Source organism: Corynebacterium gottingense, from assembly GCF_003693265.1.
Taxonomy (GTDB): Bacteria; Actinomycetota; Actinomycetes; order Mycobacteriales; family Mycobacteriaceae; genus Corynebacterium; species Corynebacterium gottingense.
This window is the reverse complement of the sequence record NZ_RDRE01000015.1, coordinates 1-25,908: the sequence shown is the minus strand read 5'-3', so window position 1 is coordinate 25,908 and position 25,908 is coordinate 1. Positions and strand designations below refer to the sequence as shown.

The window sequence follows — 25,908 nt, the reverse complement described above, 5'->3', positions numbered from 1 at the left end:
CGGGCCGTTTGCTCAGGGGCTACCCTTTCGGGCGGTTGTCCACCAGGCGCTTCGCCTTACCTTCGCCGGTATCCACGTGTGGCTTGATCACTACATCTACCGTGATTCCGATGCGGTCCTTGATGGCTTTCTTCAAAGTCCGCGACGACAGTTCAATGTCAGCCTCACTCGCTTCCGGCGAATGTTCGACCACGAGAGTGAGGTTGTCCATGCGGCCCTTCCGGTCAAGTACACACTGGTAGCGCGGTCGCAGCTTGGAATCCTCAGTGATGATCTCTTCAAATTGGCTGGGGAAACAGTTCACGCCGCGAAGGATGATCATGTCGTCGTTTCGCGCAGAAATGCGGTCGATGCGTCGCATCGAGCGGGCTGTTCCTGGAAGCAATCGGGTGATGTCGTGGGTGCGGTACCGGATGACAGGGAATGCTTCTTTGGTCAGTGGGGTGACAACCAGCTCGCCGAACTCACCGTCTTCAACGGGCTGTCCAGTTTCCAAGTCCAGGATTTCCGGGTAGAAGTGGTCCTCCCAAATGGTCAGACCGTCTTTGGTCTCGATGCACTCCTGCGCAACACCCGGCCCCATGACCTCGGACAGACCGTAAATGTCGGTTGCGTCGATGCCCCATCCGTTTTCCAGCTCCTCGCGCATACCTTGGGTCCACGGCTCAGAGCCGAAGATGCCGACGCGTAGCGACGATTCACGCGGATCCTGCCCTTCGGCGCGCATCCGGTCGAGCACGTTAAGCATGTACGAGGGCGTGCCGAGGATGGCGTCTGGCTCAAAGTCGCGCATGATCTGGATCTGGCGCTCCGTCTGGCCACCTGAGGTAGGAATGGCGGTTGCTCCAAGCTTCTCCACACCATAATGGGCACCAAGTCCGCCGGTAAAAAGTCCATACCCGAAGGTAACCTGCACCTTGTCGCCGGGTCGGACACCGCCCGCGCGCAGGGACCGCGCCATGAGTTCTGCCCAGGTTTCCACGTCCTTGTGCGTGTAAGCAACCACTGTGGGCAGGCCCGTCGTGCCGGAAGAAGCGTGGACGCGGGCGATCTGGTGCTGCTGCACTGCAAACATTCCGAACGGGTAGTTTCGACGCAGGTCAGATTTGTCCGTCAGCGGGAACTTGGAGAGGTCAGCAAGCTCCTTGAAGTCGTCGGGGTGCACCCCCGCTTCATCGAACGCATTGCGATAGTGGTCAACGTGGTAGTACGCGTGGCGCAGCGTGTTCTTCATACGGGCTGTCTGGAGCGCTGTGATCTCGTCCCTTGAGGCGTACTCAATCGAGGTCGAAGGGCCGGCGTATGTGGAAGTGATGTCGTAGTTTGCAGTCAAGGAGATGCACCTTTCTCGCTGTAGCCGGATGGCACCGGCCAATGTTTACTGACCAATCGGTCAGTTCCTTGTGAGTTAGGCTACATCGCGAAGTGAGTGTTTTCCAGAACATTTTCAAAATGATTTGCAATGCACACCACCCCTTTCGTTCAAAAAGGCTTCGCTATCTGCGACAGGAGACCCCCTCCCATACAAAACGCTGCACCATATCGGCCAATTCATCCAGCGGCGACTCCCCTTGCGGCTGGTACCAATCCACCATCGAGTTCACCACACCAAAGATCAGCCTCGCCGCCACGCCTGGCAAGATGTCGCTTCGAATTACCCCCGCTTCTTGCCCCTCTGCGACTAGTTCGACCATCGTCCCTGTGATCGCGCGGCGACGGTCAAGCGCACGTTTTTCCACGTCGGAGTTCCCCCGGAGACGTAGTAAAAGCGCAATCTCGGCCTGCCGCTCCCCTAAAACCTTCACCGCACCGTCGATGAGAAACCGCAGCTTGTGTTCGATCCCCCCATCAAGACCTTGCGCCTGGTCAACCACACTGGAAAGCGCATCGAGGGCAACCGTCGTGGCCTCTTCGAGGAGCTGCTCCTTAGAGGAAACATGGTGGTAAATCGCCGACTTTGACACCCCCAACCGCTGAGCCAAACTTCCCATCGATGTCGCCTCATACCCCCGGTCCAAGAATTCATCAATCGCCTCAGCGATTACCTCGTCCCTGGTATAGCCGGGACGCCCGCGCCCAGGCGAAGTATCCGTTTGCCCCACGTCGAATCCTCTTTCATCTCTATTTCCTCAACACCACCCATCCTAAGAGCACTTCCCGCCTGCCCAACACGTCGAGCCTACAGTTCCCCAAATCCTGCGCACACCGCCTTCAATCTCTCTATGCTTACGCAATTAACAACCCAGCCAATACCTCAGAGGACACACCATGCACACGATCTTTGGTCCTAATGTCATGTTCACACCAGACACCGAGCAGGTGAAATCGATGTATGAGCAGGATAATTCGCTTGCCCTTCTCGGCATCACCATCACAAAGGTGGAGCCAAACCATACCGAAGGTGAAATGACCATCACCAAGGAAATGTGCAATGGCTTTGACACCATCCAAGGTGGAATCTTGTTCACGTTCGCAGATGCTCTCTTCGCCGGCGCGTGCAACACCACAACTGCGACCCCTACCGTCGCCTCCCAGGTGAATATCCACTTCATCGCCCCAGGCAAGATCGGCACCACCCTGCGCGGCGTCGCCCGCCAAACCCAGACCTGGGGCCGTAATGGACTTACCGACGTCACCATTTACGACGGCGAACGCGCCATCGCAGAATTCCGTGGAATGTCGCGCACCACGTCTCGTCCGCCCACAGAAAAGTAGCTCCTCACTCCCCATTCCTCCAATGTGGTTGACGCCACACGTGTACCGACATAGACTTACCGAACGATCGGTTAGTAATTCACACTCGAGGAGGACTCGATGACCCCCGCTCACCTCTCCCCCGTGACAGAAACAAAAGCCGCCCAGCAGGTAGCGGCTGACGGGCAAGCCCTCTTTGACCAGCTCATCTCAGAGGACTCTCGCATCGAGCCCACAGACTGGATGCCTGAGGCCTACCGGAAAACGTTGACACGCCAGATTTCCCAGCACGCTCACTCCGAGATCATTGGCATGCAGCCCGAAGCCAACTGGATCACCCGAGCGCCATCGCTCAAGCGCAAAGCGATCCTCATGGCCAAGGTTCAGGACGAGGCAGGTCACGGCCTGTATCTCTACTCTGCTGCAGTAACCCTTGGCACCTCACGCGATGAACTTGTTCTCCAACTCCTCGAAGGTCGCGCCAAGTACTCCTCCATTTTCAACTACCCCGCCCGAACCTGGGCAGACATCGGCGCGATCGGCTGGCTTGTCGATGGCGCTGCGATCTGCAACCAGGTCCCGCTTTGCCGTGCTTCGTATGCGCCGTATGGACGCGCGATGGTTCGCATTTGCAAAGAGGAATCATTTCACCAGCGCCAGGGCTGGGAGATTTTGTACGAGCTCTCGCACGGCACGCCCGAGCAGAAACAGATGGCCCAGGAGGCGATCAACCGTTTCTACGGCCCTGCGCTCCAAATGTTCGGCCCTCCGGACGCGGACTCGCCAAACTCCCAGCAGTCCATGGCCTGGAACATCAAGCGTTTCTCCAACGACGAGCTGCGTCAGCGATTTGTAGACATGATTGTCCCGCAGGCGGAAGCTCTTGGCCTATCCTTCGAGGACCCGGACCTGAAATGGAACGAGGAACGAGGTCACTACGACTATGGCGAGCTGGACTGGAGCGAATTCAAATCCGTCATCAAGGGCAACGGCCCGCTGAACTCCCAACGCCTGAAGCGTCGCCGGGAAGCCTTTGATAACGGCGCCTGGGTCCGTGAGGCAGCCGCCGCGTACGCGAAGCGTAAGGCAGCGACGGACCACGCGCTCGTCGTTTAGCAATTGCCCCTATTTGAAAAGACAGGAACCCCCATGAGCAACAGCACAGACCGCAACGAATGGGTCCAGTACGAAGTATTTGTCCGCTCTAATCGCGGCCTCTCACACGTTCACGCTGGATCGCTGCACGCCGCCGATGACACCATGGCGCTACGTAATGCGCGCGATCTTTACACCCGCCGCAACGAGGGCACCTCGGTATGGGTAGTCCCATCCGAAGCGATCAGCGCCTCCGACCCCGACTCCAAGGGAGGCTTCTTCGAGTCTTCTAACGGTAAGGCGTATCGCCACGCCACATACTTTGAAAAGTCTGAAGGGGTGCCGCACCTATGAGTTTCACCTCCCAAGATTCTGCAACGAAGCAGACGCAAGGCGACGCGATCACACCGGAGGACGTGGGCGCTTCTGGCAAGGTCGCCAGTAGCGTCACCGCCCAGTACGCCACAATGCTGGGCGACGATGCCCTGATCCTCGCCCAGCGTCTCGGCTGGTGGATCTCGCGCGCTCCAGAGATGGAGGAAGACATCGCGCTGGGCAACATCGCTCTCGATCTGGTCGGGCACGCCCGCTTCCTCTATACCTACGCAGGCACCGCAACCGGGAAGACCGAAGATGACCTCGCCTACTTCCGCAACGAAGAGGAGTTCCGCTCCGCAGCGATCGTTGAGCAAGAAAACGGCGACTTCGGCCAAACCATCGCCCGCCAGCTGATTGTGTCGTACTACATGTACGGCCTCTATACCGCGCTGGTGAATTCATCGGACAGCATGATCGCATCCATCGCGTCCAAAGCCGTAAAAGAGCTGCAGTACCACGTAGATCACTCGAACCAGTGGGTCCTGCGCCTAGGCCTCGGCACGGACGAATCAAAGCGCCGCATGCAGGCAGGCCTGGAATACATGTGGCCGTACGTGGACGAACTGTTCGAGGATCTTCCGATCCACCACGAGGTCGCTACCGCTGGCATTGGCGTGCTTCCATCCTCCTTGCGCGACGAGTTTGATACGCGGATGAGTGCGGTCCTGGATCACGCGGAGCTCGGTGTCCCCGACGTTGCACAGGCAATGAGCGGGCACCGGACCGGGCGGTTCTCCGAGTACCGCAGTTACATCCTCGGCGAGATGCAGTTCCTAGCCCGGCAGCACCCGGGCGCGACTTGGTAAGCAAGCCCTGCTTAACCCCACCACGGAAGGACAGGATCGTTGGCTATCACCGAACAGGCTCACCGCCCCACCAACGAAAGCGAAGCGCGGCTCTGGGATGTCGCCGCGCAGGTTCCCGACCCCGAGATTCCCGTGATTTCAATTGCGGACCTAGGCATCCTGCGCGACGCGCACTTTGAGGGAGACACCGCGGTCATCACCATCACTCCGACCTACTCCGGATGTCCGGCCATGGGCCACATCACCAACGATGTGGAGTTGGCACTGGCTAAGGCGGGTTATGAGGATTTTCGGGTGGACCTTGTACTCAACCCGGCGTGGACTACGGACTGGATCACGGAAACCGGCCGCGAGAATCTCCGTAGCTTCGGCATCGCGCCGCCACAGGGGCGCGCTGAGCAATCGTCCGGACCGGTCCTACTCACGTTGGGAGCGCCGCCGCGCATCACGTGCCCGCACTGTGGCTCCGATGACACGAAGGAGATCACTCCCTTCGGCTCCACGTCTTGCAAAGCCCTCTATTCCTGCAACACCTGTTTTGAACCCTTCGACTACTTCAAGGTGCACTAAATGACTCCCACCACAGACACCAAAACCTCGGCGCGCAAGAAAGCCAAGTTCAACTCCCTCGAGGTAGCGGAGGTGAAGAAGCTCACCGACGAAGCTGTCGAGGTAAGCTTCAGCGTCCCCGAGGAACTACGCAACGACTACAACTACGCACCGGGCCAATACGTCGCCCTACGCGCCACCATCGACGGCGAGGAGCTGCGGCGCTCCTATTCACTGTGCTCCGCGCCTACCGGTGGAACTCTGAGCGTAGGCATCAAGAAAGACTTCGGCGGCAAGTTCTCTACCTGGGCCAACGAGCAGCTCAAAGCTGGCGACCGGATCGATGTGATGAACCCACAGGGCGCGTTTACCTCGAGAATCCGCATGACTGGCTTGAACGACCCGACTGCTGTTGAAAACGAGCTGCGTCAAATCGAACGTCCACGCGTCGTTGCTATCGCGGCTGGATCCGGCATCACGCCGATCATGGCAATTGCCACAGCCGTTCTGCGTGGCGTAGAAGATGCTTCAGTGGAACTTGTCTACTCCAATCGTGGCGGCGGCGACGTGATGTTCGCGGACAGGATTGGAGACCTCAAGGACAAGTTCCCATCACGCTTCGCCGTTCACCACATCCTGACACGAGAACAGCGGATCAACCCGCTGTTTTCGGGACGCATCGACCACGAAAAGCTCAATTCACTGTTGGACAACGTCATCGACGTCGATGGCGTGGACGAGTGGTTCCTGTGCGGCCCCTTCGAGCTAGTGCAGCTGTGCCGCGACACCCTCGCGGATCGGAATGTAGACGCCGAGAAAGTCCGCTACGAGCTGTTCACTACCGGCACGCCAACTAAGAATGACGGCAACAAAGGTCGCGCGGTGGAAGCCGATCCGGACGGAGACAACGTCCAGATTGATTTCACCCTTGATGGTCTATCTGGCCAGGTCCAGTCACCTGTGTCCGCGCACGAGACCATCCTCAACGCTGCGCTTCGTGTGCGGTCCGACGTCCCATTCGCGTGCGCGGGTGGCGTGTGCGGTACTTGCCGCGCCAAGGTCATCGACGGCGAGTACAAGATGGACGAAAACTTCGCCCTCGAACCCGACGAAGTAGAGCAGGGCTACGTGCTGACCTGCCAGACCCACGCCACCGGATCATCAATCACCGTTGACTACGACGCATAGGAGCTCAACATGATCGATCTGACTATCCACACTCACGACGGCGAACACTACGCCGAGGTCGTGCTGAACAACCCGAAGGCCATGAACTCACTCGGGGAGGATGACCTCGCTGAACTTGGGGCGATTTACGACGAAGCCGCAGAGCACGGAGTCCGCGCCCTGCTTCTTCGAGGCGAAGGAAAGGGCTTCTGCGCCGGCCGCAACATCAAGGGACTCGACCCTCGCAATGATGACGCCACTGACTACCTGGCCAACAAGGTCACCCCCGTGTTGAAGAAGATGAGCGAGTTCCCGGCACCCACGTTTGCTGCAGTACACGGACCGTGCCTCGGGGTCGGACTTGGCTTGGCCATCGCCACCGACATTGTCTACGTGGCTGACGATGCAACGGTTGGCTCCCCGTTTGCCAACCTCGGGGCCACGCTCGATTCTGGTGGTCACGCACTGTTTTTCGAGCGACTTGGCGCGCACCGCACCATGGATCTCATCGTTACCGGGGAAATGATGAGTGGCACCGAAGCGGTAGAGGCGGGATTGTTCTCCAGGGCTGTCCCCAAAGATCAGCTGTTCGACTTTACTCGGGAAAGGGTTGAACGAGCCTCACGCGGCGCAACCCAGGCATTTCTCGCCAGCAGAAAGCTGGTCCACACCATTCGTGATCACGGCACTGGGCTTTGGTCCTCGATCGAACAGGAGAACCTAGCCCAAGGTCAGCTTTGCTCATCAAAAGACTATTTCGAGGGCTTCCAGGCCTTCAACGAAAAGCGCACGCCGAAATTCAGCGGCGCGTAGCCACGACAGCAAACCAGTACTTGATATAGAAGGAACACCCCATGAATGCACTCTTAGTTTCCGGCAAACGCACCCCGGTCGGCCGATATGGCGGGGCTCTTTCATCCGTACGCCCCGATGACATGGCCGCGCTCGTGATTAAGTCGGTCGTTGAGGACGCGGGCTTGCCTCCCGAAGCCGTCGACGACGTGATCATTGGCAACGCAAATGGTGCAGGCGAAGAGAATCGCAATGTTGCCCGAATGGCCTGGCTTCTCGCCGGCTACCCGGATACCGTCCCAGGTATCACGGTCAACCGTCTCTGTGCTTCCAGTATGTCCGCGATCTCGCTGGCAGCAGCGATGGTGGAGACAGGACAGGCCGATGTAGTCGTCGCAGGCGGCGTGGAGTCTATGTCACGCGCACCGTGGGTCATGGAGAAACCAGACAAAGCGTTTGCCAAGCCCGGCGCAACCTTCGATACTTCCATCGGCTGGCGTTTCATCAACCCCACGTTTGCTGACCAAGAAAAGACAACCTTCTCCATGCCTGAGACCGCCGAAGAGGTCGCTCGCGTCAAGAACATTACGCGCGAAGAGGCTGACGAGTTCGCTGTACGCTCGCAGAAGTTGGCGAGCGAGGCCATCAAGTCTGGTCGCTTCAGTTCCGAAATCGTTCCGGTTGAGGTACAGGACCGCAAAGGCAATGTGACCGTCGTGGACACAGACGAAGGTCCTCGGCCCGGAACGACCACCGAGGTCCTGGCCAAGCTGCGCCCCGTCGTCGCCGGCGGCAGCGTCGTGACTGCAGGAAATTCCTCCGCGCTAAACGACGGCGCCTCCGCCATCCTCGTCGTTAGCTCGCGAGCTGTAGAGAAGTACAACCTGAAACCGCGCGCTGCAGTGCGCGGCTCCTCTGCGGTCGGTCTTGCACCGGAGATCATGGGAATGGGCCCGGTGCCTGCAACGAGGAACGTGCTGGAGCGAACCGGCTGGGATCTCAACGACGTCGGGGCGATCGAACTCAATGAGGCTTTCGCCACGCAATCATTGGCTTGCATCCGTGAGCTTGGGTTGGACATGGAAAAGGTCAATCGTTGGGGCGGTGCCATCGCACTTGGCCACCCGCTTGGCTCATCCGGTGCGCGCATCACGATCACCCTGCTCAACCGCATGGAACAGGAAGATTCGGAACGTGGCATCGCCACGATGTGCGTGGGGGTCGGGCAAGGTACCGCCATTGCGATCGAAAGGGTGTAGACGTTGAGCAACCAATTTTCTAGGTTTTCTGCCCTCACTGTTGAGGACAGCGGGGCAACCCTGATCATTCGTCTTTCCCGCCCCGAGGTGAAAAATGCCATCGACCAGACCATGGTGGACGAGCTACACGCTGTGTGTGCCTACCTAGAAGAGAACCCCCAGGTAGCAATCATCGTCGGCACCGATGGGATCTTCGCGTCCGGCGCAGACATCGCGCAGTTGCGTGAGCGCCGCCGCGATGATGCGCTGCGCGGAATTAACAACACAATCTTCCACCGGATCGCCAAGCTTCCCATGCCCGTCATCGCGGCTATCGACGGCTACGCCCTCGGAGGAGGACTCGAGCTCGCACTCGCTGCCGACTTTCGGGTAGCTACCGCACGTGCCAAGTTCGGCCAGCCAGAGGCTGGGTTGGGCATCATCGCTGCCGCGGGAGGCACCTGGCGGCTACGTGCTGCGGTCGGTGAGCCACTCGCCCGCGACATCCTGTTAGCCGGCCGGGTCCTCGATGGCGAAGAAGCTCTGCGACATCAGCTGGTTTCCTCGTTGACAGAACCGGAGAAGCTCGAAGTCGAAGCGCTCGAGCTGGCCGGACGGATTGGCAAACAGGACCCGCTTGCAGTGCGCATTACCAAGTCCGTTCTGGCCATGCCTGAAGGCGCACATCCGCAGGTAGACAATCTTGCCCAGGCCATCCTGTTCGAGTCCGAAGCGAAGTTCGACCGGATGCAGGCTTTCCTGGACCGGAAAAAGAACAAGAAGAAGTAGACCCCATACCTAAGGAGATCCCACCTATGAGCGTGCCCACCAACATCGGAGTTCTTGGCGGCGGACGAATGGGCGGCGGCATCGCCCATGCTTTCGTCCTCGCCGGGGCGAACGTCCACGTTGTAGACATCAATGAAGACGCAATTGAAGCCGCGCGGGGTCGAATACACAAGGACATCAAGGGGTCTTTGGCACGCGGCGCTGAGGGGACCTTCGAGGAATACGCATCACGGCTGACGTTGTCTACGGACCCCGCAGATTTTGCCAACTGCGAGGTTGTCGTCGAGGCCGTCCCTGAGTTGCTGGACCTGAAGCGGCAGTCGTTCTCGTCGATAAGCGAACATGCGCCGAAGGCTGTTATTGCCACGAATACTTCTTCACTTTCGGTGTCCGAACTCGCCAAGTCGGTGGAGAATGACGTCATCGGTCTCCACTTTTTCAACCCGGTGCCGGCGTCCAAGTTGGTTGAGATTGTTGTCGCGGACTCGACACCTGATGCATTGGTGGAAAGCGCGCGCGATTGGGTTGCGGGCCTAGGCAAGACACCCATTGTGGTCAAGGACGCGCCAGGCTTCGCGTCTTCCCGGCTGGGCGTGGCAATCGCACTCGAGGCTATTCGCATGGTCGAAGAAGGTGTGGCCTCTGCAGAGGACATCGACAACGCAATGGTGTTGGGGTACAAGTTCCCTATTGGTCCTCTGGCGCTGACAGACATCGTTGGGCTGGATGTCCGGCTGGGCATTGCGGAGTACCTCGAATCCACGCTTGGTCCGCGCTTTGCCCCGCCGCAGCTCATGCGCGACATGGTTGCTCGCGGCGAGCTTGGACGAAAAGCCGGAAAGGGCTTCTACGATTACTCGGAGTAGGAGCCTTTAGCCGCGCTTTTCTACGATCGCGTTTGTGATTCGAGCGGTGCACAGGCGCTTTCCAGCGTCGTCCACAACCACCACCTCATGGCTCGTCAGCGTGCGGCCGAGCCGGATTGCCGTCGCGGTCGCGGTGACAAAGCCTTCCTTTCCCGACGAGTGGTGGGTGGCGTTGATGTCCACCCCCACCGCTACTTTGCCCATCGTGCTGGCGTGGATAAGCGCCGCCCAGCTGCCCACCGACTCTGCCAGTGCTGCCATTGCGCCGCCGTGCAGGAGTCCGAGGGACTGCCGGTTTCCGGCAACTGGCATTCGCGCCACGACGCGTTCGGCAGATTCCTCGAGGACTTCCACGCCCATGTGCTTGTCCAGTTCCCCAAGCGTGATCTTCCAAACCTCGTTCATCATGTCCTCCCACCAATGCGTTGTGTCCGTTATACTCGCCATACATTACCGACTGACCGTTCGGTCAGGACCCTCGCGTTTTTGACACCACCGAAAGGATCCCCAATGACCGTAGTCCCCAGCTTTCTTTGCGACCAGTGGGTAATACCCGACAACACCACAAACGCTCGCGAGGTTCGCGATGCGTCGACAAATGAGCTCATTGCGAAAGTCACCACTGAGGGGCTTGATCTTCCCGGCGCGCTTGAATATGCGCGCACGACGGGGCAGCAGCACTTGCAGGCGCTAACGCTGCACGAGCGCGCGCTCCAGCTCAAGGAGCTCGCTATGTTCCTGAACGAGCACAAGGATTCCCTCTACGCTGAGGCGGCCAAGGCGGGCGCAACTCCTCGCGACAACTTCGTAGATGTGGACGGAGGCATTTCCACCCTGTTCACGTTCTCCTCCAAAGGCCGCCGCGAGATGCCAAACAACAACGTCGTCGTTGACGGCCTGCCGGAAGTCTTTGCCAAAGATTTCTCGTTTCAGGGACGCCACGTGTACACGCCACTGCAGGGTGTTGCACTGCAGATCAACGCTTTCAACTTCCCTGTCTGGGGCATGCTGGAAAAGTTTGCGCCCGCGTTTATCGCCGGCGTTCCCACACTGGTAAAGCCTGCGACAGCCTCCGGCTACGTCACCGCAGCGTGCGTGCGACTTATGGCAGAGTCCGGCGTCCTTCCCGCGGGGTCCTTGCAACTGATCTCCGGCTCATTAGGAGACCTGCTGGATTGCCTGGACTACAACGACCACGTTGCATTCACGGGGTCCGCAGCGACAGCGAGCGCTCTGCGCAACCGCGAATCTGTGCGCGATCACGGCGTCCGGTTCACCTCCGAGGCAGATTCACTCAATGCCGCAGTACTCGGTCCAGATGCCACGCCCGGCACTCCCGAATTCGACGCGTACATTTCCATGTTGTTTGCAGAGCAGACCTCGAAAGCAGGCCAAAAGTGCACCGCGATCCGCCGCGCAATCGTGCCGGAGGCGCTCGTAGATGACGTCGCCAATGCCCTAGCGGCCAAGCTCGAGCAGAAAGTCGTCGTTGGCGACCCCCGCGACGATGCAACCACGATGGGACCGCTCGTGTCCGCCGATCAGGCGCAGGATGTTGCCAACGCTGTGCAGACGCTTATCGACGCCGGCGCCACCGTCATTACCGGCGGCCCCAACACCGTCGACGGCGCATTCTTCCAGCCCACTGTGCTCACCTTTGCGGACGCCCGCACAGAACGCGTTCACGACACAGAAGCGTTCGGCCCCGTTGTCTCTATCATCGGCTACACCGACCTCGACGACGCAATCGACCTGGTTGCGCTGGGTAAGGGCTCCCTCGTCGCCTCTGCAGTGACACACGACTCCGAAGCGGCGCAAAGACTCGCAGTGGGCATTGCTGCCCACCACGGCCGGCTCCACTTTCTTGACCGCGACGACGCCAAGACGTCCACCGGGCACGGGTCTCCCCTCCCCCACCTCGTCCACGGCGGACCAGGCCGTGCAGGCGGTGGCGAAGAACTCGGTGGTGTGCGAGCCATCAAACATTACATGCAGCGAACCGCAATTCAGGGTAGCCCGCAGCACCTCACCTCCATCACCGGCGAGTGGCACCGCGGCGCAGACGTGCGGCGCGCCACCCGGGAAGAAGTGAGCGCGGGTACCGCGGTCCACCCGTTCCGCAAGGACTTAGCGACGCTAAAGGTGGGCGACCAGTTCGCCTCCGACCTGCGCCAAGTCACGCTCGATGACATTCTCCAGTTTGCCGAGGAGACCGGCGATACTTTCTATGCGCACACCAACGAAGAGGCCGCCACTGCTAACCCCTTCTTTTCCCGCCGAGTAGCGCACGGATACCTGCTTGTCTCCTGGGCTGCGGGCTTGTTCGTGGAGCCGCAACCCGGACCAGTACTGGCCAATTACGGGCTGGATAACCTGTCCTTTCTCAAGCCCGTGACCTATGGCGACTCCATCCGCGTCGAGCTCACCGCGAAGCGGATCACTCCGCGTGTGACCGACGACTACGGCGAAGTTGTCTGGGACACAGTTTTGTACAACCAGAACGACGAAATCGTGGCGACGTACGACGTGCTCACCCTCGTGGAAAAGGTCAACACGACGTACGCGAACTAGGAGTAGACCACCCCCTTTCCGCAGCGCACGGGCGTGTTCGGCGCGGTTGCTACACTCACCACACAACCGCCACTCGCCCGAAAGGCCCCGCCATGCTCCTGCCGCAGCAGATAGGTCACGTGAACGTACCGCCGCTGAAGATCCAAGGGATCAAGACCAAACTTGTCCCCTTCATCGCGGCGAACGTTCGGTGGAACGGCGCAGGGACCTATTACGAACCGTTTATGGGTTCGGGCGTCGTGGGGTTCAACCTCGCGCCCCAGCGCGCGGTGTTTGTGGACATCAATCCGCACCTGGTCAACTTCTACCGCAGCATCCAATCCGGGGAGCTCACCGCCTGGAAGGTCCGCGACTACCTGGAGCAAGAGGCACCGAAGCTGGCCGCAACCCCGGCGGACAAACACTCCTACTACTACGAGGTCCGCGACCGCTTCAACGAGACCGGCAGCCCCTTCGACTTCCTCTTCCTGCAGCGCAGCAACTTCAACGGCATGATGCGGTTCAACGCCAAGGGCAGATACAACGTCCCCTTCTGCCGGAAGCCGCAGCGCTTCCAGCCTGCGCTGATTACCAAGATCGTGAACCAGGTCCACTGGGTGGAAACACTCCTGTCCAAGCGCCCTGAGTGGGAGTTCCGCCACGCCGATTTCACCGACATCATCGGCCAGCTCACGGAGCAGGACTTTCTGTACTTGGATCCGCCGTACATCGATAGGCATGACGAGTACTTCTGCACGTGGAGCCAGGACCTCGCCGACCAGCTGGCCCGCCAGGTGCAGGACTCCCCCGCCGGGTACGCGCTGAGCATGTGGCACTCCAACATCCACCGCGAGAACACGCATTTGCGCGCCTGGGAGGGCGAGCTGCGCACCACCGAGCACTTCTACCACGTCGGCGCGTCGGTGCAGAACCGCAAAGCGATGACGGAAGCGTTGGTCATTTCGCCCGGGCACGCGGTGCCGGGGGATGAAGTGGCGTCGACAAGCGCCAAAGCAAGCCCCGAAGCGAGCCTGGCAACGCTGTTTTAGTTCAGCCGGATCGTCCAACCGCGGTCGGCCACGAAGTCCTTGTACTGCGCGTAGGACGCGCGCAGCTGCGCGGGGTCGAACGGGGCGCTGTCCTGGCGTTCCAGCCAGTCGAAGTACGCAGGCAGGTTCTTGAACTTCGCGCGTTTGACCTCGGCGGAGTCGGCGTTTCTGGGGTGGTTGCGCCAGTAGTGCTCGAACACGTCGGGGCCGAGCAGGGCGAACGGGCCGGCTCCGTATTGGAACGGCTCCATCGACGTCGCCTTGAACGTGGCCAGATTGTCGGTGTTGCCGCTACCGGTCTTGTCCCCGGCCAAGCGGTACTTCTCCATGAACGCCACCTCGACGTCCTCGTAAGCAGGGCGGATGCTGTCCATGTTGGCGACGGGAACGCGGGTCGTCTCGAAGCGGTTCGTCCGCGAATACAGGAACGCCAGCACGTAGTGCGCGTCGTAGTCGTCGTACGTGCGGTAAATGTTCTTCGTCCCGTCGTTGCGCAGGTAGCTGGTGAAACTGCCCAGGGTGAAGCTGAACGCGCGCGTCGCCCCGCGCTTGCCCACGCTGCGGTAGGTGGATTTGACGTCAATGGCAATGAGCCGCCCGTTCGGCTTCTCCAGCACGAAGTCCGGGTACTGGGTCTGCACCTCGCTTTCGCGGAAGGTGTACCCCAGCGCATCGGCAAGCTGCTTCACGTACGCCGTCGCCACCACCTCAAACGCGCGCCCCACGATTTTCGAGTCATTCCCAAACGTGAACACGTCCCCGTCCTTGTTCACGATCCCCACCAGCTGCCAGTCCGCCGCATCCTTGGGCAGCAGCCCCAGCATCGTGCGCACCACCGCGTCCTCGTGCCGAGGCAGCAGCGCCTCCCGCTCCACTTCGCTTGCCGACGCCACCGGCCCCTCTTCAATCCGCATTCCCCTACCCTAAACCAGGGCGGTCTCGCTTATCGACGCCACCGCGCCCTGGGTGTTGGGCGGGAACCCCGCCTCTCCGTATCAATGGAGCCAAAGCGAATCCCCCCCATCCCCGGTGGTTACGCTACCCAGTTGAGGCAGAAGACGATCCATGGCAGCGCAACAATGTCAATCAGCACGGCACCCGAAAGTGGGACAACCACCATTGCTACCTTTGACTGCAATCCGTGCTTGCGGCCAACCGCGTCCATGTTGGCGACCGCGTTCGGAGTGCCGCCAAGACCGTGACCCATCATGCCTCCGCAAATGACCGCTGCATCGTAGTTTCTGCCCAGGACCCGAAAGACAACCAACACGACCAAAGCAGCAAGTACAGCAACCTGTACAAGCAAGATGACCAGGAGCGGCAGTGCGAGATCATAGAGGTCCCAAATCTTGAGACTCATCATGGCTTGGGTGAGGAAGTAGCCTAAGGAGGCGTCAGAAATCAGCTTGAGGGTTTTCCCGTGAATCTTCACCCACCCAAGGGCGTCGTTAAGGTTGCGCAAGACAATCGCAATGAGCATGGCCCCGACGTATCCCGGCAGCGAGTACCCGGTCCATTCACCGAAGAGTTCGCCCAGGTAGACACCGATCACGACCACTACGCCGATCACGGCCGCAGTCGCGGTGACGGACCCTTCGCTGATGTCCGAGTCGTTGTCCACTCCGCGCTCTTCGACTTCGCCGATATCGTGGGTCTCCACCGCGAGGTTGTTTCGCTTGATTAACCAGGTTGCCAAGGGGCCGCCAATGAGCGATCCGGCGATCAACCCAAATGTTGCCGCCGCAATAGCGACAGCGGTAGCACCTTGCGCGCCAAGCTCTTCTGCCGTTGGACCGAACGCCGCAGCAGCGCCGTGGCCACCTTCGAGTGAAACCGCTCCTGCCATGATGCCCAGAAGCTCGTTGAGCCCCAAGGCCTTGGCAAGGCCAATTCCAACGAGATTCTGGAGAATCGCTACCGACCAACACGCCAGCAGGTACACCATGAGAAAACGCCCGCCAGTCTTAATCAGGCTGAGCGATGCTCCCAGACCAATCGTGGTGAAGAACGCCAACATTGCGGGCGACTGCAGCGTGGTGTCAACCGTGAGCTCAACCGATCCCCACTCCCGCAGCCCAAGCACCACAAGGGCAAAGAGAAAACCCCCAACCACGGGACCCGGAATGGCAAACATGCTGAATACCTTCCAGCTTCTCGCTGCCCAAGCGCCAAACAACAGCAAAAGCAGTGTGATTGCTGCCGAGCCAATCAGGCCTATCTCAATTTGCATATGTCACCCTCTCTCATTATTTGTGAACACGATTACTTTAATCACCACCGTGAGGTAGCTCGCACTTCTGGCGGGTGTTATCACCTTCACAAAAGGAGAAATAGGTTCAACTAAGCGACGCTCCATAAACCGAAAGACCAAAGGCCCCGCGTAACTCATTTTCCGTTCCCGCAGGACCTTGCCTAAGAGAAACCCCTACACCTCCGGCAGCAGCTCCGACTGCTCGCCCACCGTCGTGATCACCAGCGCGTCGCGGGCGCGCGAGGCGGCGACGTAGAGCAGGGAGCGCTCCTGCTGCAAAGCGGCGGCGCGGTCGTCGTCGGACAACCCGGCGAGGCGGAAGGGCTGCGGGAGGATGTCGCGGCCCACGCTCATCAGGATGACGTGCGTGAACTCCATACCCTTGGCGCCGTGCATGGTCATCACGGCCACCTGCTCCCCCGACGCGTGCGCCGCGTCCTTGGTCTGCACGGCGTCGATGCCGTGGTCGGCCAGCCCGCTGACAATGCGGCTCAGCTGCCCGCGGGTGCGGCACATCACGCCGATGCGGGGCTCGTGGACCTCGTCGGCATCCAGCCAGTAGTTGATGTAGGCGGCCGCTGCGTCGAACTCCTCGTCCGGTGTGGCGCAGCGCAGGAGCTGGGGGTTCGGGCCGGAGCGGGCGGATCGGTAGCCGCGGGTGTCATCGGTCTCTCCCGCGGAGTCGGTGAACTCCCCCGCCGCGTTGAGGATGCGCACGGCGTAGTCCAGGTTCTCCTTGGTGGTGCGGTAGTTCAGCGTGAGCTTGCGCGACGCCTTGCCGCGCGTGAAGATGCCGAAACGGCTGAGCACCAGGGGCTGGCCGTAGATGCGCTGGTGGGAGTCCTCGGCGAGGAAGATGTCGTTGGGGCCCGGGTCCACGCAGGCGCGGAGGAAGCGCCAGTGGCCGGCGTTGAAGTCCTGGGCCTCGTCAACCACGACGTGGTCGAATAGGGCGCGGTCGGTGCGGTCGCGCTGGATGCGCAGGAGCTCGGCGCCCACGGCGGACATGGTGGGCCAGAACAGCTTGCCGTCCACCGCCTGGGTCTGCATCGCGGACTGCAGGAGCGTCCACACCACCTTTCGTTGAGCCCTACTCAACGGCGTGCCTCGGCCGGTACGGGCCACCTTGAGGTACTCCGCCTTGGTGGTGATGGAGTTGGCCAGCACAACGCCCTCGTACTCGCGCTGGAGGAAAGTCTCGTTGGTGGTGCCGGCGGGGAGGGAATCGGCGACGGTGGCGTCGATAAGCAAGAGCCCTCCCCAGACGCGGGCGGCCTCGTCGTTGCTGTACGGGCGCACGCGCGAGGTGCCGGTGCCGAGGACGCGGCGGGTGGCCTCCTCGACGTCGGCGGGCGCGGCGGCGGTGATCACGTGGCGGACCAGCTTATCAATGTTGGTGACGCACAGGCCGGGCTCGCCGGGCTCCGCGGCGGGGTAGTTGGGGTTGAGCGCGGCCATCTGCTGGCGCAGGCCGCCCGCCAAACCGTCCGTGAAGGTGGTGAGCAGCACGCGGGGTTGACCCCGCTTGAGCAGGTGATTCGCGCGGTGGACGGCCACGACCGTCTTGCCGGTGCCGGCGCCGCCGAAGACGCGGGCCGAACCCTTGTGGTCGCCCTCGACGATGCGGCGCTGCTCCGGGTGGATGTACACGCGCCACTGGTCGAAGCTGCCGGACTCGATGACCGCGCGCAGCGAGTCGGTGTCCACGTCGTCTACGTAGGCGAACTCCAGCTGGGCGGCGTCCTGCTTGAGGCCGGCGAGGATGCGCGCGTCCTCGGAACCCGGCTGGTCAGCGGCCTTGCCCGCAGCGTCGGTGGTGAGGTTGAGCATCTCCTTGACGTCGTCAATCGTGTAGCCGGCGACGAGCCCCTCCACGGCCTCCGTCTCCCACTTCGGGCGGCCCTGCATGAGCGCCACCAGCTGGGATTCCCGGGTGAGCACGAAGAGCATCTCCGCGATCGTCTCGTCCACGCCGAGCTCGTCGTGCAGCAGCGCCGGCGTGTACCCGTGCTTCTCCAGCTCGGTGCGCGGCGGCACCTCCTCCGGCTTCAGCTCCACCGGCGTGACAGCCGCCTGCGCCTTGGCCAGCTCCTCGGCCTCGCGGGCCGCCTCCTCGGCCTTGCGCTGCGAGTCCGACACCTCCGGCTCATGGGCGCCCGAATCGTCCGCACCATCCGGCGCCGTCCGCTCGATCAGCTCCGTGATGCCGTTGACCGCGTTGGCGCGCAGCTCCAGCCGGGCCGGGTCGAAGCGGCGCGCGGACTCGATGCCCTCGTCGTGCGAGTCGACGTGGACGAGGACGAAGTGGTGCACGTCGCCGTCGCGAAGCTCAAAGAGCACGGCGCGGAACTGGTCATTGATGCGCCCGGTGCGCACGCGCTTGTCCACCGAGTTCTTAATGGTCTTGATGTTCAGCGACGGGTTCGTCGGGTCCGCGGCGAGCGTCTGCAGGAAATCCATCGTGGGCTTCATCAAACTGCCGTCCAGCTTCAACCCGCCGTACAGCGAGAAGGTCACCATGCTGTTACTCCTTCATGTCCTGGTCCGATGCTAGTTTCCCAGCAGTGCCTGCGGAATCGCGTCCGGGGTCAGCCCCTCCGGATGCACAATGGTCCACCCGCCGCGCACGAGGTCCGCCTCCGCCTCCGCGTACGACGGGTCCGCCTCCAGCAGCAGCGCCACCTTCGCCTCGCGCCAGATCAGCGCGGTGGGCAGGCTGCCCAGCTCCTCGCCGATCTCGCTCGCTGGCGCCGCGTGCTGCGCGGCAAGCGTGCGCAGCGCCGCCACCACGGCCTCCTCGTCCTCGAATTCCTCGATCGCCTCGGCCCAGGCCCCAGCGACCTGCGGCGCGGGCTCCGCGGGCAGGGTTCGCTTCTCGACGCCCCCTGCACTCGTCTCCACACTCACACCCTGACCCGCAAGCCAGAGCACGTTGGCCATGCGCAGGTACTCGTTCCACGCGTCGGCCTCCAGCACGCCCGCGGAGGTGTCCATGAACAGGCGCTCGGGCGCGAACTCGGTTGGCGAAAGTGGGCGCAGGTCCAGGCATGCCCCGCTCGGCAGGGCAACGCGGACCATGGAATCGACCACGCTCTGCTGCCTGCCCGGCGCGCCCAGCACCAGCTCCACCAGCCCGCGTCCCAGCGCGGGGAAGGTGGCGGTGCGCGGCGCCTTGAGGTAGCGCAGCAGCTGCTCCATGGGGGAGGCGAGCAGGAAGTCGACGGCGTCGCTGTCCAGCTTGGGCAGGCCCGAGATCGTCCGGCGCAGCTCCGCGGTGACCCACCAGGGGGCGGCGGCGTCGGTGCCCTCGCGCTCGAATCTGTCCAGGTCGGCGTCGGTGAGGTTCCACGGGATCGTGTCGTCCTCGTAGTGCAGGGTGGCGCGCTTGATCATGTCCTGCGGGAAGCGGAAGTGCGCCTGGCTGGCGTGGTAGGCGTAGCCGTCCGTGTACACGGCGACGGGGCGGACGTCGCCGCGCCGCCGATGGGTAAACAGGAAGTCGGGGACCGTGTGCCCCTTGTTCACCTGCTCCTTCATCACCCACTGCTCGCCGCTGGCGCCGGGGAAGGTGATCTCCAGCTCCATGCGTCCGGCGTTCGGGCGATCCGTCACTGTGACGTTTCGCGCCTCGAGCGCGGCGCGCAGCACCTCGCGGAAGCGCAGCTCCAGGGTGGAACCCTCGTCGGGCGCGGGCGGGGTGGTCTGCGGCTCCCACGGCACCGCGAGCGCGTCCGCGCCGTCGGCCGGGTGGGCCTCGTTGCGCAGGATGGCGCGGATGGCGCGCTCGGCCGCGCCGCGCGAGGTCACGTCCTTGTGGCGGAACTCGGTGTAGGGGAGCAGGCAGTGCGCGCAGGCCAGGCGCTCGTCGCTGTGGCACTCGCACTCCGCCACGCGCCGGTACGCCTGCTCGAACAGGCCGCGGACCTGCTCCGGGGAGGCGAACTGGGAGAGGTAACCGGTGCCGCCCGGCACGCTGTCGTGCAGGAGCAGCGCCTCGATCACCCCGTTGCCGGCCGGGTTAGGCACCGTCACCGTGTCCACCTTGAGGTGCTCCGGGTCGCCGCCGAGCACCTCCTTGAAGCCCAGGCGCAGCGCCGCGGTGAGGCTGGGCACCGTGGCCTTGTCGCCGGCGGTGAGCGTGCGCGGGATGTGCAGCAGCACACCCTGGGTGCGCAGCGAGCGGCCAAGCGCGGTGGTGACCGTGTCCTCGTCGCGCTCCTTGCGCTGCGGGCACCAAGGGCGGTGGTCCCACTTGCTGTTCTCGCCGCGGGCGGAGTCCACGTGGCCGCAGACTCGGCATAGCGTGAACAGGGGAGCGTCCACCTCGCGCCCGGCGAGCATGCGCGGTTGCGCCTGCCCCTTGCCCAGGTTGAACCAGCTCAGGTCCGCCTGCGGCAGGTACTCGGCGCCGAAGCCGCCGCTTAAGTACCAGTGCCCGCCGTCGGGGGCGTGCTCGGGCACGGCGAAGGACATGGCGGTGTGGAAGAAGGTGGTGCGGCGCTCCTCGGCGGAGGCGTCAATGGTGGCGTTGCTGCGGTCCACCTCGGCGGCCACCTTGCGCATCTGGATCACGTCCATGAGCTGGCCCTTGTCCGCAAAGGCGGCGGCGCCGCAGCGCGGGCACGGCCCTGCCCCCGGGGTCGCGCCGCCGGAGGCGACGCGCTCACCGTAGGAGCACTCCGGGCACAGCCGCCACTGCTCGATGCTCTGGCCGTCAAAGCCCATCTCTACCGAGTCGATGGTGGCGGCGATGCCGCGGGCGTAGAAGGTGGCGCCCGGCGCGAGCTCCTGCAGGGCGGAGGAGACGCCACGTTCCACCTCGAAGCTTTCCGGCATGAACTCCATGGTGGTGGGGTTGAGGTAGGAGATGGCCACGGCGAGTTCGACGGAGTCGTCGATAAGCGTGAAGTTAGGCAGCAGGCCGTAGCGCTCCAGGGCGGAGATCCAGCGCTCGCCGAAGGCCAGTTTGTACAGGTCGCGCTTGGTGCGCTTGAGCGCGGCCTTGACGCTGCGCTTCTCGCGCTCGAGGTCCTCGTCGATAAACTCGGCGTCCAGGTTGGCGGCGCCGGCGTCGCGCTTTTTCAGCTCGTCGTCGATCCCGAGGAGGTCGCGCTCGCGCTGCTTGAGCTGCTGCACCTCGGCGTCCCACTGCTCGCGGGCGGCGGTGAGCGCGCCGGCGAAGGAGTCGGGGCCCTGCCCGGTGGCCCAGTCGCGCACGCGCGTGAGCAGGTCGGCGGGCAGGTGCTCCGCGGTCAGGGAGCCGAGGAACTCGTCGGCGCGGGGGCCGACTCCGGCGGCGATGATGTGGTGGAGGGCGTCGATAAGCGGGACGCCCTTGCGCCCAAAGACCGACTGGGCGTTGGTGGTTTCCACGCCGAGGGCCGGGAGGTCGGTCGAATCGATGAGGTAGGCGGCGACCTGGCGGTGCAGGATCTCGGTGGCGGAGAGGAAGGCGGCCGGCGGGGCGACGGCGCCGGAGATGACGCCGAGCGGCTCGTTGAGCTTGGGCAGTGTGGGCCCGCGGCCGCGCACGAACGCGAGGACGAGCGAGTTGCCGGTCAGGCGCCCGGCGCGGCCCACGCGCTGCACGTAGTTGGCCACGGTGGTGGGCAGGGAGGCGAGCATGACGGTGGACAGATCGCCGATGTCAATACCCATCTCCAGCGTCGGGGTCGCCACCAGCACGTTCGGAGCGTCCGCCGTCGGGGCCTCGTCGCCGCGGAACGCGCGCTCCAGCGCGAGGCGCTCCTCCGGCGGGACCAGGCTCGTGTGCTCCTTCGCCACCACGGTGCGCGGCTGCGCGGAGGTGTAGAGGCGCCAGTAGTAGTTCGGCTCCACGGGCACCTCCTGGTAGGTCCCGGAGCAGCCGGGGGTCGCGCACGCCTGCCCATTCATCAGTGTTCGCGCATGCTTATCGACGCCCATCTGCGCGTGGCAGATCCCGCACCTCAGTAGTTTCGGCTCGGCCTCGCAGGACACCACCACCTGCTCCGGCTCGAGCGCGTAGATGGTCCCGCCCGTCTTGGTCTGCACCGACGTCATGGCGTTGCGGCTGGCCAGGGCGGCGAAGAAGTCGCGGAGCACGCTCGCCGAGTCGTGCGTGGACAGGCCCAGCATGGTGGAGGTCCAGCGGGCGTAGCGGCCGCGCGGGCTGGACAGGGGAGTAATGCCCCGGTCCTTGTCATTGAGCGACTCGCCCACGCGCGGGAACTCGGGCGCGCCGCCGCGGGGGAAGGGCGGCACGCCCTTGGACTTGGCCAGCCGGTTGTGCAGGTGCCAGCTGTTGCCGTCGTCGCGCAGGTAGGACTTCAGCCACGGATGGTTGATGCCGCCGCGCTCGCGGACCTGCTCCACCACGCCGCGCGCCCAGCGCAGCTGCACGTCGGCGTCGCCGCTGATGGTGGACTGCTCGGCGGCGTGAGATACGGCCTCGCGCGCCGCGGAGGCGAGCACGGCGTCCGGGATGTCCACGCCCACGTTGAGCGCGCCGGTGAGCGTGAGCGAGCGGGCCAGGTCCGCGCGCTGGCCGAACTCCAGGGCGGCGTCGAAGGCGAGGCGGTGCTTGGCCTCGCGGGTGGCGCTGCGGCGGGCCTGGGCCTCGCAACTGAAGTCCCAGAACGGGCGGTAGTTCACCGTGTCGGCCAGCTCCGGGGGCAGGAGCTCGTAGCGTGCGCGGGCGGGGTCGTTGTCGGGGGAGTGGTGCACGGCGGCGTCGATAATGCGCTGCGGCATCTCGGCGAAGCTCACCGTCTCATCGCCCACGACCGCGTAGGTGAAGGTGCGCAGCGCGAACGCGTGGGAACGGGACTGGACAAAGCCGGCGCGGTGGGCGGCGTCCTGCACGGAGTCGGCGAAGACGAGCGTCTTCTTCTCGTCCTGATCCAGCTCGCCCATGCCGAAGAGGTTGGACAGCCCCACCGACAGCAGCGTGGCCACGCGCGAGCCGATGAAGCGGATGGTGTCCGACTCGCCGCATGACGGGCAGACCTGGTCCTTGGCGTAGTCGGCGGCGTCTTGGCCCGAGTAGGTGAGCACGGGCACGGAGGTGCCGCGCGAGAGCTCCTCCGCGCTGGGGGCGGCGGTGGACAGCGCGCGGGTCTCCGTGTGCAGCCACATGGGGGTGCGCTTGCCCTCGGGGTCGCGGGTGGCGGTGAAGTCCACACCGTCGGTGGTGGCCTGGCGCAGCTCGTTGATGGCGGTGATCAGGGGGCGCTGGCGCTCGATGTGCTCGATGGACTGCGTGCGGATCTCCGCCGGGTCCAGGATCGGCGCCTCGGTGCCCGGCTCCAGGCTGGTCATCCACCCGGCGCGCCCGCAGGCACGGCAGTAGCAGGCGGGCAGCCACACGGCGGGGGCCTGCTCGTCCGTGGCTTCGGCGGTGACGTCGGCGCCCTCGCCGACCACGCCGTCGTCGTACCAGCGGAACTCCTTGCCGTCCGCGGTGGGGGTCACGGCGCGGTCGATGCGCGATACCTCGCGCACCCACAGGTGCGTATCCACACCCGGCAGCCGCTTGCCCTCAAACCCGTACTTCTCGCCCGCGAGCGCGCGCAGGTGCGCCACCGCCGTGAGCAGGTGCGTGACAAACTCGGCGGCCTCGTCGCCCCTGAGCTGGCGCACCACGGCCTGTCCCAGCACCGCCTCCGGCAGGGCGGTCGCCTCGCCCGCGCGCGCCACCATCGGCCGCGCCTGCGCCGCCGCCTCGATGATCGCCCTGGTCAGCGGGTGTTGCGCGTACGCGGCGATCGTCTCCTCGAGCGCCTCGCCGCAGCCCCACACGCGCCTGCGGAACACGTCCAGCACCACCTCCGCGTGCTCGCGCCCCGTAGCGTCCCCCGCGATCGCGCCCAGCACCTCCCGGATGGCGTCTACGCTGGGCATTTCGCCTATCGACGCCCCCTCATTCCCCCCATACGTCCCCGCCATCTCCGCCCGCCACTGGTCGAAGCTAAGCGCGGTCTCTCCAATCAGCGCGTCGGCGGGGAAGGGCTCACCGAAAATGGTGCGCGCGAACTCCAGGATGCGGCCGGTATCGCCCTCGCCGCCCAGCGTGGCCGACGTTGCCACCGGCGTGACCCGGCCCAGCGGGTTGTCCGCGTACTCGCCCAGGAACCCGTCCGGCTGGTGCGCCTTGAGCATGAGCCCCAGGCGGCGCAGGAGGAGCGCGACGTCGGTGCCCTGCGCGCCGTCGTAGGTGTGAAACTCGTCCAGCACCAGGTACTGCAGGGAGGTGGCGCTGAGGCGCCAGATGTCGCGGTCGGCGGGGCGCAGCAGCAGCTCATCGAGCATCTTGTAGTTGGTGAGCAGGATGTCTGGCGGGTTCTTGCGCAGGGTGTCGCGGTCCGTGATCAGCGAGTCCTCCGACACCTTGGTCACGCCCGTGTTCTGGTCGCCGACGTAGATGCCGGCGTCCACGCCCTCCAGCCCCGCCTCCGAGGTGAGGAGCGTGGCCAGGCGGCTGGCCTGGTCGTTGGCCAGCGCGTTCATGGGGTAGAGCAGCAGCGCTTTGACGCCGCGCTGCCCCTTTTCCCGCATCCGTTTCGCGTGGTCGAGGATGGGGTAGAGGAAGGCCTCCGTCTTACCGGAGCCGGTACCAGTGATCACCAGGGTGGGCTCGGGGCGACGATCTCCCGTCTGGGTGCGGCTGCGGAGGCGTCGAAAAGCTTCTGCCTGGTGGTGGTAGGGAGTGAACCAGGCGGGGAGCCACCCCAGCAGCCCCTCCCACTGCGTAGCGCGCGCATACGGCAGGCGGGTGCGCACGTAGGGGCCGCGGAACATGCCGGTCTCGGTGTCATCCAGAAACGACTTCAGCGCCTTCGCCGTATCCGGGTTGGCCAGCGAGAACGTCGTGGTGAGGTACTCGGTGACGCCCTCAAGGACGTGCGCGGACGCGTGGACGGGAAGAAGAGTAGACACGTCTTCCTACTGTATTGGCCAACTAAAGACCGTGCATTAATGGGGAACAGGAATTCGTTGAATAATTACAAGATCGAGCAATCCAATCGCTCGCCTGCAATTGTGGCTCGAGTGCCTGTCCTGTGTCCGCTAGCGCGAAAAACCCAAGCCAGAACACCTTTGATTAGACAATTCAATGAAGATGTTCTCTGCAATTCATCACTGACATGCTCAATCTTCGCTATCTGGGTTGCAGCCAACTCTAAATCAGACTCAACATCCTTCATTCGGCAGGTTGACAAGCAATGACTCGTCAAATTCCCACGTTTCACTAGCCAGACCAATCAATGAATTATTCTTCTTCAGCATTACTTCAAGTTGCTTATAAAACTCAATTACTTCCTTCCGATTCCTCAAATCGGAAACCCAAGCGCGTGCTAGCCGAGTAAACCCACTTTCAAATCTCTTCCAAACCTGCTTATAGACCTCACGCTTCGCACGACCTTTGGGTTTATTTAAATTATCCGATAGGTAGTCGAGAACCACTTTTTCAAACACGCTATAGGAATAGCCCTCGTGACGCATTTGACGGCTATCCCAGAAGCTTCGCTCATCTTCCTTAATCTTTTTCCCGTATTCTACAAGAAACTTCTCCGGCGAATCTGTTCAGACCACTGATTTAGTAACGCCATGGTGAGGATCGAGTAACGCCCGGGTGAGTATCCAGTAACACCCGGGCGTTTGGGGTTGGGTGGGGTTAGTGGGTTAGGCGCATGTTGTCTCCTTCTA

20 protein-coding genes are annotated in these 25,908 nt (G+C 63.0%); 12 read left to right on the top strand and 8 right to left on the bottom strand.

What is annotated here, in order from left to right; all coding sequences use genetic code 11:
• Positions 1-19: 19 nt before the first annotated feature.
• On the bottom strand, positions 20-1,333 hold the full coding sequence (locus EAW56_RS09020) for an AMP-binding protein (protein WP_122086208.1): 1,314 nt from the start codon (positions 1,331-1,333) through the stop codon (positions 20-22).
• A 163-nt stretch (positions 1,334-1,496) separates the two neighbouring features.
• Entirely contained in the window at positions 1,497-2,102 is a 606-nt protein-coding gene (locus EAW56_RS09015) for a TetR/AcrR family transcriptional regulator (RefSeq protein ID WP_095545625.1), read from the bottom strand.
• A 166-nt stretch (positions 2,103-2,268) separates the two neighbouring features.
• Between EAW56_RS09015 and EAW56_RS09010 the strand changes: the two genes are divergently transcribed.
• The 10 genes from EAW56_RS09010 (at position 2,269) to EAW56_RS08965 (ending at position 10,374) form a co-directional block, all read left to right on the top strand.
• Positions 2,269-2,715: a hotdog fold thioesterase gene (locus EAW56_RS09010; RefSeq protein ID WP_095545624.1), complete on the top strand. Its 447-nt coding sequence runs from the start codon at positions 2,269-2,271 to the stop codon at positions 2,713-2,715.
• A gap of 99 nt (positions 2,716-2,814) precedes the next feature.
• On the top strand, positions 2,815-3,810 hold the full coding sequence (gene paaA, locus EAW56_RS09005; RefSeq protein WP_208636503.1) for a 1,2-phenylacetyl-CoA epoxidase subunit PaaA: 996 nt from the start codon (positions 2,815-2,817) through the stop codon (positions 3,808-3,810).
• Positions 3,811-3,843: 33 nt separating this feature from the next.
• Positions 3,844-4,143, top strand: a complete 300-nt coding sequence (gene paaB / locus EAW56_RS09000; protein WP_095545623.1) for a 1,2-phenylacetyl-CoA epoxidase subunit PaaB — start codon at positions 3,844-3,846, stop codon at positions 4,141-4,143.
• Positions 4,140-4,973 (top strand): 1,2-phenylacetyl-CoA epoxidase subunit PaaC, encoded by an 834-nt coding sequence (gene paaC, locus EAW56_RS08995; protein ID WP_122086207.1) that lies wholly within the window; start codon positions 4,140-4,142, stop codon positions 4,971-4,973. Before paaB ends, paaC begins: the two co-directional genes overlap by 4 nt.
• A 39-nt stretch (positions 4,974-5,012) precedes the next feature.
• The gene (gene paaD, locus EAW56_RS08990; protein WP_122086205.1) at positions 5,013-5,543 is read left to right on the top strand and encodes a 1,2-phenylacetyl-CoA epoxidase subunit PaaD; all 531 of its coding nucleotides are present in this window, start codon (positions 5,013-5,015) and stop codon (positions 5,541-5,543) included.
• The gene (gene paaE, locus EAW56_RS08985) at positions 5,544-6,710 is read left to right on the top strand and encodes a 1,2-phenylacetyl-CoA epoxidase subunit PaaE (RefSeq protein WP_122086204.1); all 1,167 of its coding nucleotides are present in this window, start codon (positions 5,544-5,546) and stop codon (positions 6,708-6,710) included.
• A gap of 9 nt (positions 6,711-6,719) precedes the next feature.
• Positions 6,720-7,502: an enoyl-CoA hydratase/isomerase family protein gene (locus EAW56_RS08980; protein WP_095545619.1), complete on the top strand. Its 783-nt coding sequence runs from the start codon at positions 6,720-6,722 to the stop codon at positions 7,500-7,502.
• A 41-nt stretch (positions 7,503-7,543) separates the two neighbouring features.
• Positions 7,544-8,740 (top strand): thiolase family protein, encoded by a 1,197-nt coding sequence (locus EAW56_RS08975; protein WP_095545618.1) that lies wholly within the window; start codon positions 7,544-7,546, stop codon positions 8,738-8,740.
• 3 nt (positions 8,741-8,743) lie between these two features.
• Positions 8,744-9,508, top strand: a complete 765-nt coding sequence (locus tag EAW56_RS08970; RefSeq protein WP_122086202.1) for an enoyl-CoA hydratase/isomerase family protein — start codon at positions 8,744-8,746, stop codon at positions 9,506-9,508.
• A 26-nt stretch (positions 9,509-9,534) separates the two neighbouring features.
• Positions 9,535-10,374: a 3-hydroxyacyl-CoA dehydrogenase family protein gene (locus tag EAW56_RS08965; protein WP_122086201.1), complete on the top strand. Its 840-nt coding sequence runs from the start codon at positions 9,535-9,537 to the stop codon at positions 10,372-10,374.
• Between the two features lie 6 nt (positions 10,375-10,380).
• On the opposite strand, the gene EAW56_RS08960 is transcribed toward EAW56_RS08965, so the two are convergent.
• The gene (locus tag EAW56_RS08960) at positions 10,381-10,782 is read right to left on the bottom strand and encodes a PaaI family thioesterase (RefSeq protein ID WP_122086199.1); all 402 of its coding nucleotides are present in this window, start codon (positions 10,780-10,782) and stop codon (positions 10,381-10,383) included.
• 102 nt (positions 10,783-10,884) lie between these two features.
• Here EAW56_RS08960 and paaZ point away from each other — a divergent pair, with 102 nt between their 5' ends.
• Both paaZ and EAW56_RS08950 read left to right on the top strand, forming a co-directional pair.
• Positions 10,885-12,945, top strand: coding sequence for a phenylacetic acid degradation bifunctional protein PaaZ (gene paaZ / locus EAW56_RS08955; RefSeq protein WP_122086198.1), 2,061 nt, complete (start codon positions 10,885-10,887; stop codon positions 12,943-12,945).
• Between the two features lie 92 nt (positions 12,946-13,037).
• The gene (locus tag EAW56_RS08950) at positions 13,038-13,973 is read left to right on the top strand and encodes a DNA adenine methylase (protein WP_122086196.1); all 936 of its coding nucleotides are present in this window, start codon (positions 13,038-13,040) and stop codon (positions 13,971-13,973) included.
• On the opposite strand, the gene EAW56_RS08945 is transcribed toward EAW56_RS08950, so the two are convergent.
• The 5 genes from EAW56_RS08945 to EAW56_RS12600 all read right to left on the bottom strand — a co-directional run bounded on the left by EAW56_RS08945 (position 13,970) and on the right by EAW56_RS12600 (position 25,677).
• Entirely contained in the window at positions 13,970-14,887 is a 918-nt protein-coding gene (locus EAW56_RS08945) for a type II restriction endonuclease (protein WP_122086195.1), read from the bottom strand. The genes EAW56_RS08950 and EAW56_RS08945 overlap by 4 nt on opposite strands.
• Before the next feature lie 119 nt (positions 14,888-15,006).
• The gene (gene gltS / locus EAW56_RS08940) at positions 15,007-16,203 is read right to left on the bottom strand and encodes a sodium/glutamate symporter (RefSeq protein ID WP_122086193.1); all 1,197 of its coding nucleotides are present in this window, start codon (positions 16,201-16,203) and stop codon (positions 15,007-15,009) included.
• A 195-nt stretch (positions 16,204-16,398) separates the two neighbouring features.
• Complete coding sequence (locus EAW56_RS08935) at positions 16,399-18,744, bottom strand: 3'-5' exonuclease (RefSeq protein WP_122086192.1); 2,346 nt, start codon at positions 18,742-18,744, stop codon at positions 16,399-16,401.
• Between the two features lie 30 nt (positions 18,745-18,774).
• Positions 18,775-25,140 carry a DEAD/DEAH box helicase gene (locus EAW56_RS13135; RefSeq protein ID WP_122086190.1) on the bottom strand — a complete coding sequence of 2,122 codons (6,366 nt, stop codon included), beginning with the start codon at positions 25,138-25,140 and terminating at the stop codon, positions 18,775-18,777.
• 252 nt (positions 25,141-25,392) lie between these two features.
• Positions 25,393-25,677, bottom strand: a complete 285-nt coding sequence (locus EAW56_RS12600) for a hypothetical protein (protein ID WP_147453271.1) — start codon at positions 25,675-25,677, stop codon at positions 25,393-25,395.
• Positions 25,678-25,908: the final 231 nt, after the last annotated feature.

Excerpts from the sequence above, each read along its gene's own strand:
- paaE (WP_122086204.1), top strand. The coding sequence starts at position 5,544 with ATGACTCCCACCACAGACACCAAAACCTCGGCGCGCAAGAAAGCCAAG.
- EAW56_RS08965 (WP_122086201.1), top strand. The coding sequence starts at position 9,535 with ATGAGCGTGCCCACCAACATCGGAGTTCTTGGCGGCGGACGAATGGGC.
- paaB (WP_095545623.1), top strand. The coding sequence starts at position 3,844 with ATGAGCAACAGCACAGACCGCAACGAATGGGTCCAGTACGAAGTATTT.
- EAW56_RS08980 (WP_095545619.1), top strand. The coding sequence starts at position 6,720 with ATGATCGATCTGACTATCCACACTCACGACGGCGAACACTACGCCGAG.
- paaC (WP_122086207.1), top strand. The coding sequence starts at position 4,140 with ATGAGTTTCACCTCCCAAGATTCTGCAACGAAGCAGACGCAAGGCGAC.
- paaZ (WP_122086198.1), top strand. The coding sequence starts at position 10,885 with ATGACCGTAGTCCCCAGCTTTCTTTGCGACCAGTGGGTAATACCCGAC.
- EAW56_RS08935 (WP_122086192.1), bottom strand. The coding sequence starts at position 18,744 with ATGGTGACCTTCTCGCTGTACGGCGGGTTGAAGCTGGACGGCAGTTTG.
- EAW56_RS09010 (WP_095545624.1), top strand. The coding sequence starts at position 2,269 with ATGCACACGATCTTTGGTCCTAATGTCATGTTCACACCAGACACCGAG.
- EAW56_RS08960 (WP_122086199.1), bottom strand. The coding sequence starts at position 10,782 with ATGATGAACGAGGTTTGGAAGATCACGCTTGGGGAACTGGACAAGCAC.
- EAW56_RS08975 (WP_095545618.1), top strand. The coding sequence starts at position 7,544 with ATGAATGCACTCTTAGTTTCCGGCAAACGCACCCCGGTCGGCCGATAT.
- paaA (WP_208636503.1), top strand. The coding sequence starts at position 2,815 with ATGACCCCCGCTCACCTCTCCCCCGTGACAGAAACAAAAGCCGCCCAG.
- EAW56_RS08950 (WP_122086196.1), top strand. The coding sequence starts at position 13,038 with ATGCTCCTGCCGCAGCAGATAGGTCACGTGAACGTACCGCCGCTGAAG.
- gltS (WP_122086193.1), bottom strand. The coding sequence starts at position 16,203 with ATGCAAATTGAGATAGGCCTGATTGGCTCGGCAGCAATCACACTGCTT.
- EAW56_RS08945 (WP_122086195.1), bottom strand. The coding sequence starts at position 14,887 with ATGCGGATTGAAGAGGGGCCGGTGGCGTCGGCAAGCGAAGTGGAGCGG.